17 protein-coding genes are annotated in these 13,630 nt (G+C 66.5%); 12 read left to right on the forward strand and 5 right to left on the reverse strand.

The window, feature by feature from the left end:
- Positions 1-29 precede the first annotated feature (29 nt).
- On the reverse strand, positions 30-899 hold the full coding sequence (locus ABE464_RS01110; RefSeq protein ID WP_346470373.1) for a folate-binding protein: 870 nt from the start codon (positions 897-899) through the stop codon (positions 30-32).
- 39 nt (positions 900-938) lie between these two features.
- Between ABE464_RS01110 and ABE464_RS01115 the strand changes: the two genes are divergently transcribed.
- The 11 genes from ABE464_RS01115 to ABE464_RS01165 all read left to right on the forward strand — a co-directional run bounded on the left by ABE464_RS01115 (position 939) and on the right by ABE464_RS01165 (position 8,010).
- Positions 939-1,112 (forward strand): DUF1674 domain-containing protein, encoded by a 174-nt coding sequence (locus tag ABE464_RS01115; RefSeq protein ID WP_346470374.1) that lies wholly within the window; start codon positions 939-941, stop codon positions 1,110-1,112.
- Positions 1,113-1,168: 56 nt separating this feature from the next.
- Positions 1,169-1,561 carry a succinate dehydrogenase, cytochrome b556 subunit gene (gene sdhC / locus ABE464_RS01120; RefSeq protein WP_346470375.1) on the forward strand — a complete coding sequence of 131 codons (393 nt, stop codon included), beginning with the start codon at positions 1,169-1,171 and terminating at the stop codon, positions 1,559-1,561.
- The gene (gene sdhD, locus ABE464_RS01125) at positions 1,558-1,944 is read left to right on the forward strand and encodes a succinate dehydrogenase, hydrophobic membrane anchor protein (RefSeq protein ID WP_088432212.1); all 387 of its coding nucleotides are present in this window, start codon (positions 1,558-1,560) and stop codon (positions 1,942-1,944) included. The genes sdhC and sdhD overlap by 4 nt, the downstream gene beginning before the upstream one ends.
- A 31-nt stretch (positions 1,945-1,975) precedes the next feature.
- Positions 1,976-3,766 (forward strand): succinate dehydrogenase flavoprotein subunit, encoded by a 1,791-nt coding sequence (gene sdhA, locus ABE464_RS01130; RefSeq protein WP_346470376.1) that lies wholly within the window; start codon positions 1,976-1,978, stop codon positions 3,764-3,766.
- Positions 3,767-3,778: 12 nt separating this feature from the next.
- Positions 3,779-3,913 (forward strand): hypothetical protein, encoded by a 135-nt coding sequence (locus tag ABE464_RS01135; protein WP_346470377.1) that lies wholly within the window; start codon positions 3,779-3,781, stop codon positions 3,911-3,913.
- 16 nt (positions 3,914-3,929) lie between these two features.
- Positions 3,930-4,715, forward strand: a complete 786-nt coding sequence (locus tag ABE464_RS01140) for a succinate dehydrogenase iron-sulfur subunit (protein WP_346470378.1) — start codon at positions 3,930-3,932, stop codon at positions 4,713-4,715.
- Between the two features lie 105 nt (positions 4,716-4,820).
- The gene (locus tag ABE464_RS01145; protein WP_019183252.1) at positions 4,821-5,069 is read left to right on the forward strand and encodes a succinate dehydrogenase assembly factor 2; all 249 of its coding nucleotides are present in this window, start codon (positions 4,821-4,823) and stop codon (positions 5,067-5,069) included.
- A complete protein-coding gene (locus ABE464_RS01150; RefSeq protein WP_346470379.1) occupies positions 5,020-5,469 on the forward strand; it encodes a hypothetical protein in 450 nt (149 codons plus the stop codon). The genes ABE464_RS01145 and ABE464_RS01150 overlap by 50 nt, the downstream gene beginning before the upstream one ends.
- A gap of 23 nt (positions 5,470-5,492) precedes the next feature.
- Positions 5,493-6,734, forward strand: a complete 1,242-nt coding sequence (locus ABE464_RS01155; RefSeq protein ID WP_088432207.1) for a lipoprotein-releasing ABC transporter permease subunit — start codon at positions 5,493-5,495, stop codon at positions 6,732-6,734.
- On the forward strand, positions 6,727-7,440 hold the full coding sequence (gene lolD / locus ABE464_RS01160) for a lipoprotein-releasing ABC transporter ATP-binding protein LolD (RefSeq protein WP_346465538.1): 714 nt from the start codon (positions 6,727-6,729) through the stop codon (positions 7,438-7,440). The genes ABE464_RS01155 and lolD overlap by 8 nt, the downstream gene beginning before the upstream one ends.
- Positions 7,441-7,545: 105 nt before the next feature.
- Positions 7,546-8,010, forward strand: coding sequence for a DUF6491 family protein (locus tag ABE464_RS01165; RefSeq protein ID WP_346470380.1), 465 nt, complete (start codon positions 7,546-7,548; stop codon positions 8,008-8,010).
- A gap of 63 nt (positions 8,011-8,073) precedes the next feature.
- On the opposite strand, the gene ABE464_RS01170 is transcribed toward ABE464_RS01165, so the two are convergent.
- The 3 genes from ABE464_RS01170 to ftsY are packed head-to-tail and all read right to left on the reverse strand — an operon-like array spanning position 8,074 to position 10,889.
- Positions 8,074-8,343, reverse strand: coding sequence for an oxidative damage protection protein (locus ABE464_RS01170; RefSeq protein WP_019183247.1), 270 nt, complete (start codon positions 8,341-8,343; stop codon positions 8,074-8,076).
- Positions 8,344-8,347: 4 nt separating this feature from the next.
- Positions 8,348-9,487: an A/G-specific adenine glycosylase gene (gene mutY / locus ABE464_RS01175; RefSeq protein WP_346470381.1), complete on the reverse strand. Its 1,140-nt coding sequence runs from the start codon at positions 9,485-9,487 to the stop codon at positions 8,348-8,350.
- A gap of 49 nt (positions 9,488-9,536) precedes the next feature.
- Positions 9,537-10,889, reverse strand: coding sequence for a signal recognition particle-docking protein FtsY (ftsY, locus tag ABE464_RS01180; RefSeq protein WP_346470382.1), 1,353 nt, complete (start codon positions 10,887-10,889; stop codon positions 9,537-9,539).
- A 165-nt stretch (positions 10,890-11,054) separates the two neighbouring features.
- Here ftsY and ABE464_RS01185 point away from each other — a divergent pair, with 165 nt between their 5' ends.
- Positions 11,055-11,351, forward strand: a complete 297-nt coding sequence (locus ABE464_RS01185; protein WP_346470383.1) for a hypothetical protein — start codon at positions 11,055-11,057, stop codon at positions 11,349-11,351.
- 91 nt (positions 11,352-11,442) lie between these two features.
- Here the strand turns inward: ABE464_RS01185 and htpG are convergent, their stop codons facing one another.
- Complete coding sequence (gene htpG / locus ABE464_RS01190; protein ID WP_346470384.1) at positions 11,443-13,341, reverse strand: molecular chaperone HtpG; 1,899 nt, start codon at positions 13,339-13,341, stop codon at positions 11,443-11,445.
- Positions 13,342-13,630 lie beyond the last annotated feature (289 nt).

A 13,630-nucleotide genomic window follows, 5' to 3' on the forward strand; every position in this document is an offset into this window, starting at 1 on the left:
GTCACGGCCATTGGTCGTGACCGCGATGCTTACCGCGCCAGGCCGTCCAGCAAGGGCAGGTGGGCGGCTTCAACTCCGCCGACCGTCAACGGTTCGGGCGCGATCTCCAGCGGGAGCACCGCCAGGGCCAGGTCACCGGCCACCGCTGCCACGGTGCCGATCGCGGCGTCGTTTTGATGCACCTGCGTGCCGCTGGTCGTGCCCTCCACGACCCGCAGCAGCTGCAGGGCGCGTTTGGCCTTGCCGAGGAAGTGGGTGCGGGCCACGATTTCCTGGCCGGGGTAGCAGCCCTTCTTGACGCTGTACCCGTTCAGGCGGTCCAGACCCAGCTGCTGCGGCGTCCACTGCTCACGCTGCTCGGCCTCCAGGCGCGGCAGGCCGTAGCGCAGGTCGGACTGGCGCCAGGCCAGCGTGATATCCGCGCTGTCGGCGGCAGCGGCCACGGCATCGGCCGCACCGATCCGCAGGCTGCGCGGAAGTGCATCGCTGCCGAGGTCCAATTCGAGGTTTTCGCCGGCAAGTTGCGCAATCGCCGCCCCGGAGGCCGATTCCGGCGCGGTGAAGCTGGCCACGACGGCGAGGTCGTCACGCACCGCGATCCGCACCTTGCGGCGGAACACGAAACGCTGCAACTGCGACGCAATCGCATCGGCATCGCCGTCGGCGAGCACCAGCACGATGCGTTCCTCCTCCAGCCTCAACAGCTGGAACACAGCAATGGTGCGGCCCTTGGCCGTCAGCCAGGCGCTCCACTGCCAATGCCGCAGGGGCAGGGCGGTCACATCGCTGGAGAATTGGGCATGGGCGAACGCGGCCGCATCGGCACCGCTGAGGCTGAGCAGCTGGTGACCGGGGAGGCGCGAAAAGCCGGCGAAATCGGAGGGCAGGTTGTCAGGCACGTGAACGGGGTCTAAAATTTGTGCGTTGCGAGAACACCCATGATAGGCCAAACAACCCCCACTCCAGATTCTGAAGCTGAAGGCACGTTGGTACCGGAGAAGCAACCGCTTCCCGAGACCCCGGCATCGCCTTTGGAAATCGGCGGCCGCGGCGGACTTGATCCGGTGCGGTACGGAGATTGGGAAAAAAACGGACGCTGCATCGATTTTTGATCAGCATTGAGCCAACGCGGCATTGCGCCGCCCAGCCGAGATAACGAGCCCAGCGAATGGCCGCCAGAGAACGTCCCCTTTCCCCGCACCTTCAGGTGTATCGCTGGCAGATTCAGATGGCCACCTCGATCCTGCATCGAGCGACCGGCATCTTTCTGTCTGTTGGAGCCCTGATCATTGCCGGCGGCCTGCTCGCCCTGATGATGGGTCCTGAATCCTGGAACTGCTTCACCGGCCACGCCGGTAGCTGGTACGGCAAGCTCTTCCTGTTCGCCTGGACCTGGTCCTTCGCCTACCACCTGTGCAATGGCATCCGCCATATCGTGCAGGACTTCGCGATCGGCTTCTCCATTCCCGCCTTCGTGCGCAGCAGCTGGGTCTCGGTCTTCGCCAGCCTGGTGATCACTGCCCTGGTCTGGGCCTATGTCTTCCTGGGAGCGGCCGCATGAACAAGTACCGTACCCCGCTGAAGAACGTGCGTGGCCTGGGCGCCGCCAAGACCGGCACCGAGCACTTCGTGATGCAGCGCCTGACCGCCACCGCGCTGGTCGGCCTGACCATCTGGTTCCTGGTGTTCGTGCTAAGCCTGATCGGCGCCGATTACGTGACCGCCACCGACGCGGTGTCCAAGCCGTGGAACGCGGTGCTGCTGGTCGGCTTCCTGGTCGCGATGTTCTGGCACGCCCAGCTCGGCCTGCAGGTCGTGCTGGAAGACTACATCCATAACTCGCTGCTGGCCCTGGCGCTGCAGACCACGGTGAAGTTCATCGCCGTGCTCGGCGCGATCGTCAGTGTGTTTGCGGTCGCCCGCATTGCGCTCGGCGTTGCCTGAGTCCAGGCACCAAGACAGGAATCCAGATTAGATGTCCGCTTACAAGATTACGGAACACAAGTACGACATGGTCGTGGTCGGCGCCGGCGGTGCTGGCCTGCGCGCCACGTTCGGTCTTGCCGCCAAGGGCCTGCAGACGGTCTGCCTGACCAAGGTCTTCCCGACCCGTTCGCACACCGTGGCCGCGCAGGGCGGTATTTCCGCCGCGCTGGGCAACATGGGTGAAGACGACTGGCGCTACCACTTCTTCGACACCATCAAGGGCTCGGATTGGCTGGGTGACCAGGACGCCATCGAGTACATGTGCCGCGAAGCGATCCCGGCCATCATCGAACTGGAACACTACGGTGTGCCGTTCAGCCGTACCGAAGACGGCAAGATCTACCAGCGCCCGTTCGGTGGCATGACCACCAAGTACGGCGAAGGCCCCTCCGCGCAGCGCACCTGCGCCGCGGCCGACCGTACCGGCCACGCCATGCTGCATACGCTGTACCAGCAGTCGCTGGCGCACAACGCGCGCTTCATGATCGAGTACTTCGCCCTCGACCTGATCTTCGATGAGGAAGGCGTCTGCCGCGGCGTGCTCGCGCTGGACATGGCCGACGGCTCGCTGCACCTGTTCCGCGCCCATGGCGTGGTGCTGGCCACCGGCGGCTACGGCCGCGCCTACTTCAGCGCCACCTCGGCCCACACCTGCACCGGCGACGGCGGCGGTCTGGTCATGCGTGCCGGCCTGCCGATGCAGGACATGGAGTTCGTGCAGTTCCACCCGACCGGTATCTATGGCGCGGGCTGCCTGATCACCGAAGGCGTGCGCGGCGAAGGCGGCATCCTGCGCAACAGCAACGGCGAGCGCTTCATGGAGCGCTATGCACCGCACTACAAGGATCTGGCCTCGCGCGACGTGGTGTCGCGTTCGATGACCATCGAGATCCGCGAAGGCCGCGGCGTCGGCGAGCACAAGGATCACATCCTGCTCGACCTGACCCACCTCGGCCCGGGCGTCATCGACGACAAGCTGCCGGGCATCGCTGAAAGCGCCCGCATCTTCGCCGGCGTGGACGTGCACAAGCAGCCGATTCCGGTCATCCCGACCGTGCACTACAACATGGGTGGCATCCCGACCAACTACCACGGCGAAGTCGTGCGCAAGGTCGGCGACAACCCCGATGCGGTCGTGCCCGGTCTGTACGCCATCGGCGAAGCGGCCTGCGTGTCCGTGCACGGCGCCAACCGCCTGGGCTCGAACTCGCTGCTGGATCTGGTCGTGTTCGGTCGTGCGGTGGCCAACCGCTGCGCCGACACCATCAAGCCGGGCCAGCCGCACAAGACCCTGCCGTCCGATGCCTGCGACAAGGCCCTGGGTCTGCTCGACAAGCTGCGTTACGCCAACGGCGACACCCCGACCTCGGTCATCCGTGATCGCATGCAGCGCACCATGCAGAACGACGCGGCGGTGTTCCGTACCAGCAAGACGCTGCAAGAGGGCTGCAGCAAGATGGCCGAGATCTTCGACTCCTTCCAGGACGTCAAGGTCTCCGACCGTTCGCTGGTGTGGAACTCGGACCTGATCGAAACCTACGAGCTGAACAACCTGCTGCTCAACGCGGTGGCGACGATCAACTCGGCCGAACAGCGCAAGGAAAGCCGTGGCGCGCATGCGCATGAGGACTTCCCGGACCGCGACGACGTCAACTGGCAGAAGCACACGCTGGTCAACGTCGACGAGAACGGCAAGTGCGAGTTCGATTACCGCCCGGTCCACATGTACACGCTGAGCAAGGACGTGGACGTCGTCCCGCCCAAGCCGCGCGTTTACTAAGAGACCTGCGGCATGACCTCCGTCCACGCAGCGCTCGCGACCGCCATCATCCGCAAGGGTGGGGTGGCGCGTGCGCCGCTGGCCGGCGGTGTCGACTTCCTCATCTTCCGTGCTACCCGCGCCTGCCACGCAGCGCGAGCCGCCTGAGCCAACGAGAACAGCCATGGCCGAGTTTTCCCTCCCCAAGAATTCCAAGATCGGAAAGGGCAAGCACTTCCCCGCCCAGTCCGGTGCGAAGAACACCCGCACCTTCAAGATCTACCGCTGGAGTCCCGACGACGACAGCAATCCGCGCACCGACACCTATGAGATCGATCTGGACGCCTGCGGCCCGATGGTCCTGGACGCGCTGATCAAGATCAAGAACGAGATCGATCCGACCCTGACCTTCCGTCGTTCGTGCCGCGAGGGCATCTGCGGTTCGTGCGCGATGAACATCGACGGCACCAACACGCTGGCCTGCACCCGCGCCATCGCCGATTGCGGCAAGGCCGAGGTGCCGATCTACCCGCTGCCGCACATGAGCGTGGTCAAGGATCTGGTGCCGGACCTGACCCACTTCTACGCGCAGTACGCCTCGATCAAGCCGTGGATCCGCACCCAGACCCCGCCGCCGCCGGATCGCGAGCGTCTGCAGTCGCCGGAAGACCGCAAGAAGCTGGATGGCCTGTACGAGTGCATCCTGTGCGCGTGCTGCTCGACCAGCTGCCCGAGCTACTGGTGGAACGGCGAGCGTTACCTGGGCCCGGCCATCCTGCTGCAGGCTTACCGCTGGATCATCGACTCGCGCGATGAAGACACCGGTGCGCGTCTGGACGAGCTGGAAGACCCGTTCAAGCTGTACCGCTGCCACACCATCATGAACTGCTCGCGGACCTGCCCGAAGGGCCTGAACCCGGCGCTGGCCATTGCCGAGATCAAGAAGCTGATGATGGCGCGTCGCGCCTGATCCAGACGTGCCCTGCAGCGCCACGCCATGCGTGGCCCTGCAACCAATGATCGAAACAGCAGAGCCACGCCATGCGTGGCTTTGCCTTATCTGGAAACGCAGAAAATGGACGAAGCAACCGAACTGAAGAAACTGCGCTGGCGTTGCCGCCGCGGCATGCGCGAGCTGGACCAGCTGTTCGGCCGTTACCTGGACCGCTGCTGGCTGCAGGCACCGACAGACGAGCGCGAGGTTTTCCTGTTCCTGCTCGAGAGCGAGGACGATAAATTGTGGCGCTGGTTCATGGGTTACGAGGAGTGCCCGCATGCCGCGCCCGCCGCCCTCATCGCCAGGATCCGCGCCCTTCCAGCGTGAGTGGTCTCCCTCGCGCTGGCAGTGCCGCGCGATGATCGCCATGGGCGCGTTGATGCCCTGGGCGTTGTGGGCGACCGATCTGCCTGCGCCGTGGGGCCTGGGGCTGGGCGTGCTGGCGATGGCCGGCAGCTGGTGGGAGGCGTGGCGATATGCGCGCCGCCCGGGCTGCGTCTTCGTGATCCCGGCGGGCGAAGACCCGGCACAGGTGGATGGCGAGCCGGTGGAGGAGCTGCAGCTTCGGCGCCGCGGCCCGCTGGTGCAGCTGGGCTGGCGGCAGGAAGGGCGCCGCCACTGGCGCTTGTTCTGGCCCGATACCCTTCCGCAGGCGCAGGCACGTGAACTGCGACTAGCCGTCCGGGCACACTGCATTTCCCGTTCACCCCCTGCAGTGGCACCATAGCCTGAATTGTCCGGCGTACCTGCATGTTCAAACCCATACCTGTCTCGATTGGCCTGCGTTACCTGCGCGCCAAACGCCGCAACGGCTTCATCTCCTTCATCTCCATGGCCTCGATCCTCGGCATTGCCCTGGGCGTGACGGTGCTGATCACCACGCTGGCGGTCATGAGCGGTTTCCAGAAGGAAATCCGCGATCGCCTGCTGCAGATGACCGCGCATACCACCATCACCACCGACGGCGCACCGATGGCCGATTGGGCGCATGCGGTGGAGGTGGCCAAGAAGGATCCGCGCGTCGCCGGTGCTGCGCCGTACATCGAAATCCAGGCCATGCTCAGCGGTCCCCGCGTGCAGGGTGCCATCGTGCAGGGCATCGACCCGGCGCTGGAGCCGAACGTCTCGGTCATCAACCAGAAGGTCAAGAAGGGCAGCTTCGACAGCCTGACCGCGGGCAGCTACAACCTGCTGGTCGGCCAGGAACTGGCGATCTACCTGGGCGTCGGCGTCGGCGATACCGTGCTGGTCACGTTGGCCGAAGTGCAGGGCACGCCGATCGGCGCGATCCCGCGCATGAAACGCTTCACCGTGAGCGGCATCTTCGAAGCCGGTTACAACGAGGTCGACCGCGGCGTGGCCTACGCCAACATGGCCGATCTGGAAAAAGTACTGCGCATCGATGGCGTCACCGGCGTGCGCCTGAAACTGCATGACATGGACAAGGCGCTGGATGTCGGCGTCGATCTGGCCCACAACCTGACCGGTGCCTACCGGGTCAGCGACTGGACCCAGCAGAACGCGAACCTGTATCACTCGCTGCGCATGGAGAAGGTGGTGATGGGCATCCTGCTCTCGCTGATCATCGCCATGGGCGCGTTCAACCTGGTCTCCTCGCAGGTGATGCTGGTCACCGACAAGCAGGCCGACATCGCGATCCTGCGCACCCTGGGCCTGACCCCGGGCGGTGTCATGCAGGTGTTCATGGTGCAGGGCTCGCTGATCGGCATCTTCGGCACCGTGCTCGGCGTGATCGGTGGCATCACCCTGACCTTGAACCTGGAGCGCATCCTCGGCGCGATCGAGACGCTGTTCAACGTCAAGCTGCTGCCGGAGGACGTGTACTACATCACCGGCCTGCCGACCGACATGCAGACCCCCGACATCATCGTGATCACCGCCGTGGCGCTGGTCATGAGCTTCCTTGCCACCCTGTATCCCGCCTGGCGCGCGGCACGTACCCAGCCGGCGGAGGCCCTGCGTTATGAATGAAGCACTCACCCTGGGCCAGGAAGTCATCCGCGCCGAAGCCCTGGCCAAGACCTATGCCGAAGGCCGCATGCAGACGCCCGTGTTCAACGGGCTGGACCTGCGCGTAGCGGCCGGCGAGACCGTGGCCATCATCGGCGCCTCCGGCGCCGGCAAGAGCACCCTGCTGCACCTGCTGGGTGGGCTGGATACGCCGACGGCGGGCGAGGTCTACGTGGCCGGCCAGCGCATGTCCGGCCTGTCCGACAGTCAGCGCGGCCAGCTGCGCAACCGCGCGCTCGGCTTCGTGTACCAGTTCCATCACCTGCTGCCCGAATTCACCGCGCTGGAAAACGTGATGATGCCGGTGCTGCTGGGCGGCGAAGAAGTAGTCGACGCGCGCAGTCGTGCGCAGGCGCTGCTGGAATCGGTCGGTCTCGGTCATCGCCTGGATCACAAGCCGGGCGAGCTCTCCGGCGGTGAGCGCCAGCGTGCGGCCGTAGCGCGCGCCCTGGTCAACCGCCCGGCCTGCGTGCTCGGCGACGAGCCGACCGGCAACCTGGACGACAAGACCGCCGCGACCGTATTCGAGCTGATGCTGGAGCTCAACCGCGCGCACCACACCAGCCTGGTGCTGGTGACCCACGACCGCTCGCTGGCGCGCAAGCTGGACCGCGTGCTGGAGCTGCGCGAAGGGCGGCTGCACAGCCTGGCGCACAGCGAGGTCTGAGCGGGCGTTGCTGCCCGCCTGATCGCTGAACACCCGGCGGGGTCCTCTCGCCGGGACCACGCCGGGCGGCGCATGATCGCCGCACAGTCCCCAGCGGGAGGCGTCATGAAGCAGACCCTTGCCATCGCGGCCCTGTGCCTCGGCCTGGCCGCGTGTGCCAGTACCGGCCGGTTGTCCACCGCGCAGAAGCTCGATCTCTACCGCGCCCACGCCGGGCCGCCGCAGCAGGACATGCCGCTGTACGGCTCACTGTCCGGCTGGACCGAGCTGGGCGACAGCGCGCTGGCGGTGTGGACGCGCCCCAGCGAAGGCTATCTGCTGGAGCTGGCCGGCCCCTGCCAGGGGCTGGATTACGCCCCGGCGATCGGTCTGATCAGCCGCGTCGGCCGTGTCTCGGCGCGCTTCGACAAGGTGCTGGTGCGTGACCCCACGCCTGGCCCGATGAACATGCCGTGCTTCATCAGCAGCATCCGCAAGCTGGACACCAAGGCCCTGCGCAGCTCGGAACAGGCGCTGCGCCAGGCGCAGGTGCAGGAGCGCGAAGAAGGCCAGCAGTCGCCAACCCCGTAGGGCCGGCCGTTGGCCGGCAACCGGACCCCGACCATACCGACCGTTGGTCGGTATCAGCGACGATCAGGCCTCCGGTACGAACCCGGCTGGCTTCTCCGCGCCGCCGCTGAACAGGTACTTCACCAGTTCCTCTTCCAGGAACGCGCGGTGCTTGGGATCGCGCGGCGACAGCCGGTTTTCGTTGATCAGCATGGTCTGGTGCGCCAACCACGCGGCCCACGCCGGCTTGCCGATGTGGTTGAAGATGCGCTGGCCCAGTTCGCCGGGGTAGGGCACGAAGTCCAGGCCTTCGGCGTCGCGTTGTTCGTACTGGCAGAAAACGGTGCGGGGCATGGCGTTACTCGATGTCTTGGGATGATGCTGCGCGCCGCATTGTACGGCGCTTGGGCTGAGCGGGCGGTGCACCGGTCTGGAGCAGCTTGCGGATCGGTGCGGGCAGGCCGAGCGTGGCCAATTCCTCGGGAGCGACCCAACGCAGGTCCGCCTTATCGTCGCGTAGCCCCTGTACCGCGGTCACCAGCACCTGTAGATGCAGCCGGTAGTGGCTGAAGGTGTGCTCCAGCACCGGCAGCGGCTCGGCATCGTCCAGCGAGCCGTCGATGTGCGCGTCGAACCAGTCCTGCAACGCGATTCCGCTGTCGGCCTGGGGCAGGGTCCACAGCTGCGCCCAGATGCCGGTGTCCGGCCGCTTCTGCAGCAGCACCCGGCCGCGCGTATCGCGCAGCAGCAGCGCGACCGCTTCGCGCTCGGGAAGGGTCTTGCCGGGTTTCGGTGTCGGCAGCTGATCGGTACGCCCCTCGCGCCGGGCGACGCAGGTGGCCTGCAGCGGACAGATCACGCAGGCCGGCTTGCTGCGGCTGCAGACACTGGCGCCGAGGTCCATCTGCGCCTGGGTGTAATCGACCATGCGCGTGTCAGGCACATGTTCGGCGTGCGCCTCGGCCACCGCCCACAGCTGCTTTTCGATGACCGGCAGGCCCGGGAAGCCCTCGATGCCGTGGTAGCGCGTCAGCACGCGTTTGACGTTGCCATCCAGGATCGCGAACCGGTCATTCCAGGCCTGGCTGAGGATCGCGCCGGCGGTGCTGCGGCCGATGCCCGGCAGCGCATGCAATGCATCGAAATCGCGCGGCAGCTCGCCGCCATGAAGGTCCACGCAGCGCTGCGCGGCGGCATGCAGGTTGCGTGCACGAGCGTAGTACCCCAATCCAGCCCACTGCGCCATCACCGCATCGTTGCTGGCGGCGGCCAGGTCGGGAAGCGTCGGGAACACTGCGAGAAACTTCAGGAAGTACGGGATGACCGTGCTGACCTGGGTCTGCTGCAGCATGATCTCCGACAGCCACACCCGGTACGGCGAGCGCGGGTGCTGCCACGGCAGGTCATGCCGGCCGTGGTCATCGAACCAGTGCAGCAGCCGCGTGACAAAGACATCGTCGGTTGGCAACGGGGCGCTGGCGGGAGGCTGGCGGGTCATGCAGTTTCCGGAGAAGGGCGGGTGCCACGCCATGCGTGGCTGCATCGGCTCAGGCGCCGAGTGCTTCCGGAAGCAACGCGTCGACGAAGGCTTCCGGGTCGAACACGCGCAGGTCCTCCGGGCGCTCGCCGATGCCGCAGAAGCGGATCGGAATGCCGAATTCACGCGCCAGCGCGAACACCACGCCGCCCTTGGCGGTGCCGTCCAGCTTGGTCACCACTAGGCCGGTCACGTTGACCGCGGCATGGAACTGACGCAGCTGCGAGAGCGCGTTCTGGCCGGTGGTGCCGTCGATGACCATCAGCACTTCATGCGGGGCATTGGCGTCGATCTTGCCAAGCACGCGGCGGATCTTGCCGAGCTCGTTCATCAGGCCGGCCTGGGTATGCAGGCGACCGGCCGTATCGGCGATCAGCACCTCGGTACCGCGCGCCTTGCCGGCCTGCAGTGCATCGAAGGCGACCGAGGCCGCATCGGCGTTCTGGCCCTGCGCGACCACGGCCACGCCGTTGCGCTCGCCCCAGGCCTGCAGCTGCGCGACGGCAGCGGCGCGGAAGGTATCGCCCGCGGCCAGCATCAGGCTGTGGCCGTCGTCCTTGAAGCGCTTGGCGAGCTTGCCGATGGTGGTGGTCTTGCCGACGCCGTTGACGCCGACGGTGAGCACCACGAACGGCTTGGCGGTGCGGTCGATCACCAGCGGCTTGGCCACCGGCTGCAGGATCGCGATCAGCTCGGCGCGCAGCGCGGTGAGCAGCGCGTTGGCATCGGTGAACTCGCGTGCCTTCATGCGCTTGCGCAGGCCTTCGACCAGCGCCGTGGTCGCGCCGACGCCGACATCGGCGGTGATCAGGGCGGTTTCCAGTTCGTCGAGCAGGTCGTCATCGAGCTTGGGATTGCGCGAGAACAGGCCACCGAAGCTGCGTGCGATCACGCTGTTGCGCAGACGCTCGCGCCAGCCGCTCTTGCCGGCCGCGGCAGGGGCGATGTCCTGGGCGGACGGACGCTCGGTCACGAGGGTGGGGGCGACCGGTGCAGCCGGGGCAACCGGTGCAACGGGAGCGATCGGCGCGGGAACAGTCGGCGCTGGCACAACCGGCGGCGCGACGGCGGCCGGCGCGGCACGGGCCTCCACCGGTGGCGTTTGAACTGAAGCAGCCACCGCCGGGGTGGGAATGATCGGCTCCAGAACAGCGGGCGCAGCCACCACGGGCGCGGGAGCAACCGGAGCCGGGGTTACCGGCGCAGCCACCACGGGCGGCAGCGGGGCAGGCGCCGGCGGTGCAGCAGGCTCGGGCGTGGCCTGCGGGAACGCGGCGGCCAGCTCCTCGGTGGAGTAGTGCTGGGTCTTGGCCGCCTCTTGCGGGGCGTCCTGGGGCTTTTTGCGACGGAAGAAGCTGAGCATTGGCAAAAGACGCTGAAATCAGAGGGGTATGCTACCACTGCGCCCCGAAGGCCCATGGGCGTGCAGGTGCGGTGGGGCGGGACTCAAGTAATGGCCGATGCGGCCGTTACCGGTTGTGAAGGGCTGCGCCATGCGGGCGCGGCCAGTACAGCGAAACGGTGAACGATGAGCGTGATGTCCATTGCCAGTGCCGGCATGCGTGCCGCCTCGCTGGGCGTGCAGGCGGCCGCCTCCAACGTGGCACGGCTGCCGGTGGCCGATTCCACCCGCCTGGGTGTCGCGCAGGCCGCAGCGGCAGGAGGCGGTGCCACCACCGCCGTGGTCGCCGCACCGGATGACGCCAACGCGCCCATCGCCGATCTGCTCACGGCCAAACAGGCTGCGTTGGCGTTTGCCGCCAACGCGACCGTGGTCCGTCGCCAGGACGAGATGCTGGGCACCTTGCTCGACCGCTGGGCCTGATCCAACCGGCCGCGACGGCCACTGCCCAGCGGCACCCATCATCGTCCGCAGCAGGCGCCGACCCTTGGCCGACGCCCACCTGCAGAACGTCTTACGCCGACAGCTCCAGCAACAGCTTGTTGAGCCGACGCACATACGCGGCCGGGTCCTTCAGCGTGTCGCCCGCGGCCAGCGCGGCCTGATCGAACAGCACGCGGCTCAGATCGTCGAAGCGCGCGGCATCGCCTTCCTGGTCCAGCTTGCCGATCAGCGGATGGCCCGGGTTGAACTCGAACACGGGCTTGCTGTCCGGCACCTTCTGGCCGCTGGCTTCCAGAATCTGGCGCATCTGCAGGCCCAGGTCCTGTTCGCCGATGGCCAGGATCGCCGGGGAATCGGTCAGGCGGTGCGAGACGCGCACGTCGGCCACGTCGTCACCCAGTGCGCTCTTGATGCGGTCCACCAGCGCCTGCTTGTCCTTGGCGACGGCTTCCTGCGCCTGCTTGTCTTCGGCGCTTTCCAGCGCGCCCAGGTCCAGATCGCCACGCGCGACATCCACGAACGACTTGCCATCGAACTCGGTCAGGTACCCCATCAACCATTCGTCGATGCGGTCGGTGAGCAGCAGCACTTCCACGCCCTTCTTGCGGAACACTTCCAGGTGCGGGCTGTCCTTGACCTGGGTGTGGCTGTCGCCGGTCAGGAAGTAAATCTTCTCCTGGCCTTCGATCATGCGGCCCATGTAGTCGGCCAGCGATACGCTCGGCTCGCCGCTGTCGTCATGGGTGGAGGCAAAGCGCAGCAGGCCGGCGATTTTCTCGCGGTTGTTGAAGTCTTCGGCCGGACCTTCCTTGAGCACCTGGCCGAACTGCTTCCAGAAGCCCGCGTAGACCTCCGGCTTGTCCTTGGCCAGCTTTTCCAGCATGTCCAGCGAGCGCTTGGTCAGCGCCGACTTCATCGAATCGATGACCGGGCCGGACTGCAGGATCTCGCGCGAGACGTTCAACGACAGATCGTTGGAATCCACCACACCCTTGATGAAACGCAGGTACAGCGGCAGGAACTGCTCGGCTTGGTCCATCACGAACACGCGCTGCACGTAAAGCTTCAGGCCCTTGGGCGCGTCGCGGTGGTACAGGTCGAACGGGGCATGGCCGGGGACGTACAGCAGCGAGGTGTACTCGAGCTTGCCTTCCACCTTGTTGTGGCTCCACGCCAGCGGATCCTGATGATCGTGCGCAGCGTGCTTGTAGAACTCCTGGTACTCGGCGTCGGTGATCTCAGTGCGCGGGCGCGTCCACAGCGCGCTGGCACGGTTGACGGTTTCCCATTCGATCTCGGCCGGGGCGTCTTCGCCGTGGTGTTCCTTGACCATCTGGATCGGCAGGCCGATGTGGTCGGAGTACTTCTTGATGATGCCGCGCAGGCGCCAGCCATCGGCGAAGTCGCGCTGGTCGTCCTTCAGGTGCAGCACGATGCGGGTGCCGCGCTCGGGCTTGTCGATGCCTTCCACGTCGAACTCGCCTTCGCCGCGCGAAGACCAGTGCACGCCCTCGCTGGCGGGCAGGCCGGCGCGACGGGAGTAGACATCCACCTGGTCGGCGACGATGAAGGCGCTGTAGAAGCCGACGCCGAACTGGCCGATCAGCTGGGAATCCTTCTTCTGGTCACCGGAGAGCTGGCGCAGGAAGTCGCCGGTGCCGGACTTGGCGATGGTGCCCAGGTGGGCGATCGCTTCGTCACGGCTCATGCCGATGCCGTTGTCGTCGATGGTCAGGGTGTTGGCGGTGGCGTCGAAGCTGACGCGGATGCGCAGTTCGCCGTCGTTCTCGAGCAGGGCCGGCTGGGTCAGCGCTTCGAAGCGCAGTTTGTCCGAGGCGTCGGCGGCGTTGGAGATGAGCTCGCGAAGGAAGATTTCCTTGTTGGAGTACAGCGAGTGGATCATCAGCTGCAGCAGCTGTTTGACTTCGGTCTGGAAGCCCAGGGTTTCTTTTTGGGTCTGCACGGTCATGGGTCGTGTTGCTCCTTGGGGCATTGCCGCGCCCGGCGCGGCGGCTGGCTCAAGGGGTAGGGGTCGATTGTCCCGAATTCAAGAGTGTCGGCAGCCTTCGGGGCTGAATCGCAAGCTGGAGCGCGGCGCCTGCATCTCTGCGTGGGAGGGCGGCGGGTACGGGGGGCCGGGACGCGGCGTGAACCCATCCATGGGGCCTCGTGGGCAGCATCCATGCTGCCCAACGGTCCCGGCCCCCCATACCCGCCGCCCTCTACTAAGGTGGGTCGGACGTGCGACAGGTAGAGCC

Source organism: Stenotrophomonas sp. TWI587, from assembly GCF_039674145.1.
Classification (GTDB): Bacteria; Pseudomonadota; Gammaproteobacteria; order Xanthomonadales; family Xanthomonadaceae; genus Stenotrophomonas; species Stenotrophomonas maltophilia_AY.

What these genes read in the sequence shown, in the direction of transcription:
- ABE464_RS01145 (WP_019183252.1), top strand. Translation starts at nt 4,821, where the DNA reads ATGGACGAAGCAACCGAACTGAAGAAACTGCGCTGGCGTTGCCGCCGC.
- sdhA (WP_346470376.1), top strand. Translation starts at nt 1,976, where the DNA reads ATGTCCGCTTACAAGATTACGGAACACAAGTACGACATGGTCGTGGTC.
- ABE464_RS01150 (WP_346470379.1), top strand. Translation starts at nt 5,020, where the DNA reads ATGCCGCGCCCGCCGCCCTCATCGCCAGGATCCGCGCCCTTCCAGCGT.
- htpG (WP_346470384.1), bottom strand. Translation starts at nt 13,341, where the DNA reads ATGACCGTGCAGACCCAAAAAGAAACCCTGGGCTTCCAGACCGAAGTC.
- ABE464_RS01135 (WP_346470377.1), top strand. Translation starts at nt 3,779, where the DNA reads ATGACCTCCGTCCACGCAGCGCTCGCGACCGCCATCATCCGCAAGGGT.
- ABE464_RS01140 (WP_346470378.1), top strand. Translation starts at nt 3,930, where the DNA reads ATGGCCGAGTTTTCCCTCCCCAAGAATTCCAAGATCGGAAAGGGCAAG.
- ABE464_RS01155 (WP_088432207.1), top strand. Translation starts at nt 5,493, where the DNA reads ATGTTCAAACCCATACCTGTCTCGATTGGCCTGCGTTACCTGCGCGCC.
- lolD (WP_346465538.1), top strand. Translation starts at nt 6,727, where the DNA reads ATGAATGAAGCACTCACCCTGGGCCAGGAAGTCATCCGCGCCGAAGCC.
- ABE464_RS01170 (WP_019183247.1), bottom strand. Translation starts at nt 8,343, where the DNA reads ATGCCCCGCACCGTTTTCTGCCAGTACGAACAACGCGACGCCGAAGGC.
- ABE464_RS01115 (WP_346470374.1), top strand. Translation starts at nt 939, where the DNA reads ATGATAGGCCAAACAACCCCCACTCCAGATTCTGAAGCTGAAGGCACG.
- ABE464_RS01185 (WP_346470383.1), top strand. Translation starts at nt 11,055, where the DNA reads ATGAGCGTGATGTCCATTGCCAGTGCCGGCATGCGTGCCGCCTCGCTG.
- sdhC (WP_346470375.1), top strand. Translation starts at nt 1,169, where the DNA reads ATGGCCGCCAGAGAACGTCCCCTTTCCCCGCACCTTCAGGTGTATCGC.
- ftsY (WP_346470382.1), bottom strand. Translation starts at nt 10,889, where the DNA reads ATGCTCAGCTTCTTCCGTCGCAAAAAGCCCCAGGACGCCCCGCAAGAG.
- ABE464_RS01165 (WP_346470380.1), top strand. Translation starts at nt 7,546, where the DNA reads ATGAAGCAGACCCTTGCCATCGCGGCCCTGTGCCTCGGCCTGGCCGCG.
- mutY (WP_346470381.1), bottom strand. Translation starts at nt 9,487, where the DNA reads ATGACCCGCCAGCCTCCCGCCAGCGCCCCGTTGCCAACCGACGATGTC.
- sdhD (WP_088432212.1), top strand. Translation starts at nt 1,558, where the DNA reads ATGAACAAGTACCGTACCCCGCTGAAGAACGTGCGTGGCCTGGGCGCC.